General features: G+C 74.2%; 5 protein-coding genes, 1 tRNA gene and 1 pseudogene. 5 read left to right on the forward strand and 2 right to left on the reverse strand.

What is annotated here, in order from left to right; translation table 11 throughout:
* The 5 genes from AC2W7G_RS10465 to AC2W7G_RS10485 all read left to right on the forward strand — a co-directional run.
* The coding region (locus AC2W7G_RS10465; protein ID WP_485868378.1) for a nucleoside/nucleotide kinase family protein at positions 1–228 on the forward strand (228 nt) is incomplete at its 5' end.
* Between the two features lie 52 nt (positions 229–280).
* Positions 281–357: transfer RNA gene (locus tag AC2W7G_RS10470), tRNA-Gly, on the forward strand.
* A gap of 113 nt (positions 358–470) precedes the next feature.
* Positions 471–1,577, forward strand: a complete 1,107-nt coding sequence (locus AC2W7G_RS10475; RefSeq protein WP_485868379.1) for a baeRF2 domain-containing protein — start codon at positions 471–473, stop codon at positions 1,575–1,577.
* Entirely contained in the window at positions 1,574–1,906 is a 333-nt protein-coding gene (locus AC2W7G_RS10480; RefSeq protein ID WP_485868380.1) for a DUF8129 domain-containing protein, read from the forward strand. Before AC2W7G_RS10475 ends, AC2W7G_RS10480 begins: the two co-directional genes overlap by 4 nt.
* Positions 1,907–1,919: 13 nt before the next feature.
* Positions 1,920–2,558: a hypothetical protein gene (locus AC2W7G_RS10485; RefSeq protein WP_485868381.1), complete on the forward strand. Its 639-nt coding sequence runs from the start codon at positions 1,920–1,922 to the stop codon at positions 2,556–2,558.
* 236 nt (positions 2,559–2,794) lie between these two features.
* Here AC2W7G_RS10485 and AC2W7G_RS10490 read toward each other — a convergent pair.
* Both AC2W7G_RS10490 and AC2W7G_RS10495 read right to left on the reverse strand, forming a co-directional pair.
* Positions 2,795–3,265, reverse strand: a pseudogene (locus AC2W7G_RS10490) (PP2C family protein-serine/threonine phosphatase); the annotation flags it as partial.
* Between the two features lie 410 nt (positions 3,266–3,675).
* Positions 3,676–4,118: zinc finger domain-containing protein (locus AC2W7G_RS10495; RefSeq protein WP_485868382.1), on the reverse strand; the 443-nt coding region annotated here is incomplete at its 5' end.

Consider the following 4,118-nt stretch of genomic DNA (forward strand, 5'->3'; position numbering starts at 1 on the left):
CGCGTCCTCGTGCTGGACGGCGTCGGGTCGGGCGCCGCGCTGACGCGTCCCTACCTCTCCGCGCTGCTCTGGCTGGAGGCCCCCGCGGACGTCCGGCGCCGCCGGGCGATCCAGCGCGACGGCACCACGTACGAGCCGTGGTGGGACGTGTGGGCCGACCAGGAGCGCGAGCACTTCGGCCGGGAGGGCACGCGCGCGGCCGCCGACCTCGTCGTCGCGACCGCCTGACGAGCGTCCCGGGGACCATGTGGCATCATGGTCGCGCTGCCTCGGCAGCAACGCGGACGTAGCTCAATTGGTTAGAGTCTCTGCCTTCCAAGCAGAATGTTGCGAGTTCGAGTCTCGTCGTCCGCTCCACGTGACGCCGGTCCCCCGGGGGCCGGCGTTCGTCGTTCCCGGCCCCTCCTCCATTGGCCCGCTGTTAGCCACGTCCCTTCGTGGGTACGGCGGGGGTGACGAGAGGAGAACCCGTGAGAAGCGACCGCATCGCCCACCTCTACGAGGACCCGGGGCCGTTCGCGACCGGCTACGCGGACGTCAGCCGCGACACCGAGAACGCTCCCGAGAAGATCGAGCTCCAGGTGCGCACGGCGACCGACGCCGCCACCCGGGCCGGTGCTCCCGAGTCCGTGGTGGCCCAGCTGCGCGAGGCGCTGCTCGAGCCGACCGACGTCCCCGCGCCGACCAGCCGCTTCGCGGTGGTGACCGAGCGCGGCGTCCTGCTGAACGAGGTCGTCCGCGCGCGGCTGGACCAGCCGAGCGGCTCGTGGGGACCGCTCCCCGACCTCGGCGCCTGGATCGGCGACGAGGCAGAGTCCGTGCCGTTCGTCCTGGCCCTCGTCGACCACGAGGGCGGCGACGTCAGCGTCCACCGCACCGGCACGCCCGACCGCGCCGACGAGACGCACGCCGCCGGGGGCGAGACCGACTTCGAGCACAAGGTCCGCGGCGGCGGCTGGGCGCACCTGAAGTGGCAGCACTACAACGAGAGCGTGTGGGCCCGCAACGCCCGCTCGGTCGCCGACGACATCACCCAGCACGTGCGCGCCGGGATCCGTTTCGTCCTGCTCGCCGGCCAGCCGGGCTCGCGCCAGGAGGTCCTGACCGGGCTCGAGGGCCTGCAGGGCGTCACGATCGTCGAGCTCGACGCCGGCGGACGCGGCGAGGACGGCGGCGACGAGGCGCTGCAGCAGGCCGTCGCCCGCGCCGTCGAGGAGCAGGTCATGACCGCGCGGGTCGAGATGCTCGACGAGCTCCAGGAGCGCCTGGGGCGTGACGACGCGGTCGCCACCGGCGTCACCGACGTCGTCGACGCGTTCGTCCGCGGCCAGGTCGCCACCCTGCTCATCGACCCGACGGCCGCCGCCGAGCACGAGGTCGAGCCGGCCCGCTTCCCGGGCCTGGCCCTGGGTGCGCTGCCCGAGGTGCCCGAGCACGTCCGCGCCGACCAGGCGCTCCTCGCCGCCGCGGCGCTGACCGGTGCCGACATCCAGGCCCTCGGCCAGCCGATGCTGTCCGGAGCGCCCTCCGCCGCGCTGCTGCGGTGGGACCAGCCGACGGAAGGAAGCCACGCATGAGCGACGCCCTGCCCATCCCCGACTACGACCACCTGCCCGAGAGCACCCTCGAGCAGCGCGTCCGCGCCCTGGACGCGTCCGGGCTCCAGGCGCTGCTGGCGTACGAGCGCGAGCACGCCGACCGGCTCACCGTCGTCCAGCTGCTGCAGCGCCGCCTCGACGCGGTGAACGAGGGCGCGGAGCCCTCGGGCGCCGACCCCGCCGCACCCACGCCCGAGGTGCCTCCGGCCCCGCCGAACCCGCACCAGACGGACTCCTCGTCCGGCGCTCCCCCGATCAACCCGCCCTCCCAGGGCGACCCGACCAACCCGCGCCAGCCGCGCACCTAGCCAGGAGGTCCCCATGGCCACCGACGACCGCACCGACATCCCGCACGACCACGGCCGGCACGGCGACCACGAGGCGCCCGCGCACCGCGACGCCGACGTCGACCCGCGCCGCGCCGAGGCCGCCGTCCACGAGCGCCGCCGCGAGCGCTTCGGCGGCATGCACCTCGTCGTCGCCTTCTTCGGCTGGCTCGTCGCGGTCGGCCTGGCGATCATCCTGTCCGGCATCGTCGGCGCGATCGCCACCGCCGTCGGCAACGCCAACGACGTGACCCAGTCCGACCTCGAGCGCCAGAGCGGCACCATCGGCATCGGCGCCGCGATCGTCCTGCTCGTCGTCATGGCGATCAGCTACTTCGCCGGCGGCTACGTCGCCGGGCGCATGGCCCGCTTCGACGGCGGCAAGCAGGGCGTCGGGGTGTTCCTCGTCGGCCTGATCGTCGTGATCGTCGCGGCCGTGGTCGGCGCCGTGTTCGGCTCGCAGTACAACGTCCTGGACCGCATCGACGTGCCGGACGTGCCGATCCCGACCGACGACCTCAGCATCGGCGGCGCGATCACGATCGTGTCGACGCTGCTGGTGATGCTGGTGTTCGCCGTCCTCGGGGGCAAGGCCGGCCAGCGGTTCCACCGCAAGGTCGACCGCACCTGGTGACCGTCAGGCCGGGTCGCGCCACAGCACGAGCACGGCCCGGTCGTCGTCGCCGCGCGGCACGCGCTCGATGATGCGCCGCGCGGCGCCGGCGAACCCGGCCCCACGGCGGTCGCCGCTCGGCCGCCAGCCAGGCGATGCCGTCGCTGATCGACCGGTCCCGGGTCTCGATGACCCCGGTCGGTGTAGAACGCCAGCGCCTCGCCCGGCGCCAGCACGCCGGTGCTGCGCTCGAAGTCCGGACGCCGCATCACGCCCAGGGCCAGGCCGCGGGCGGCGTCCACGCGCCACTCCCCCGCGTCCCGGCTCCACCGGAGCGCGGGCGGGTGCCCGGCGTTCGTCACCTCGTACGCGCCCGTCTCCAGGTTCACCAGCACGTGCACGGCCGTCGCGAACGCGCCCTCGTCGTGCTGGCGCAGCAGGAAGTCGTTGGCCGACGCCATGAGCGCCTGCGGAGGCAGGGCGCCGAGCAGCCCGCCCAGCGCCCCGGCGAGCTGCAGCGACTGCGTCGCGGCCGAGACCCCCTTGCCGCACACGTCCACGAGCACCATCTCCAGGTGTCGCTCGTCCTGGCTCAGCTCGGCGACGAGGAAGTCGCCGGCGTACCCGGTGCCGCCGGCGCTGATCATCGCCGTCTCGCTGGACCACCCGCCGGGCAGCGCGGGCACGCGGCTCTGGCGCTGCAGCCGGTCGCGCAGGTCGGCCAGCATCGTCTGGCCCAGCAGGCTCGGCAGCCCCGTGCGCTGCACGGCTGGCCTGGAACACGACGAGCAGCGCGCACACGACGAGCATGCCGGCGGCGACCGTGCGGGCCAGGGCGTCCGGCGCGCCGAGCTCGACCGCCAGCACCCCGGCGACCGTCGCGGCGAGGGTCACGACCACGAGCGGCTTGAAGCGCAGCAGCACCATGCCCAGGAACAGGTACAGGAAGTACGTCGCGATCGGCATGAGCGAGTAGTCGCGGACCGACAGGGCGAGGGAGCCCGCGATCATCACGAGCAGCACGACCGTCGCGGTGACCTGGCTGGCCCGCGTGCCGGCGCGCCACGAGAGCACCTGACGGTGCAGCCAGGTGCCGCGTCCGCGGGACGCGCGCGCGACGACGCTCACGGGCGGCACTCTAGCGAGAGTTTTGGCAGGTCGGGCAGGAGAACAGCGACCGTTGTGCCAAAGAATTTCGCACGACGGTCGTGCCGCACACCAGGCAGTCCTGACCGTCGCGCCGGTAGACGTAGACCTCGCCGCCGTGGTCGTCCTGGCGTGGCGGACGCCCCATGGCCTCCGGCTCGTGCTCGGGACGCACCGTGTCGATCCGGCCGGTCGCGACCCCGCGGTGCATGAGCCCGACGAGGTCGGACCAGATCGCGTCCCACGTCGCCCGGTCCAGCTCGCGTCCGGGCGTCATCGGGTCCAGCCCGTGCCGGAACAGCACCTCGGCCCGGTAGACGTTGCCGACGCCCGCCAGCACCGACTGGTCCATGAGCAGGGCGGGCGACGGGCGTCCGGCTGCGCGAGACGCGGGCCCAGGCCCGCTCGGGGTCGGCGTCGGCGCGCAGCCGGGTC

It is taken from the genome of Aeromicrobium sp. PFPM2_SD2, from assembly GCF_057364525.1.

What these genes read in the sequence shown, in the direction of transcription:
- AC2W7G_RS10485 (WP_485868381.1), top strand. Translation starts at nt 1,920, where the DNA reads ATGGCCACCGACGACCGCACCGACATCCCGCACGACCACGGCCGGCAC.
- AC2W7G_RS10480 (WP_485868380.1), top strand. Translation starts at nt 1,574, where the DNA reads ATGAGCGACGCCCTGCCCATCCCCGACTACGACCACCTGCCCGAGAGC.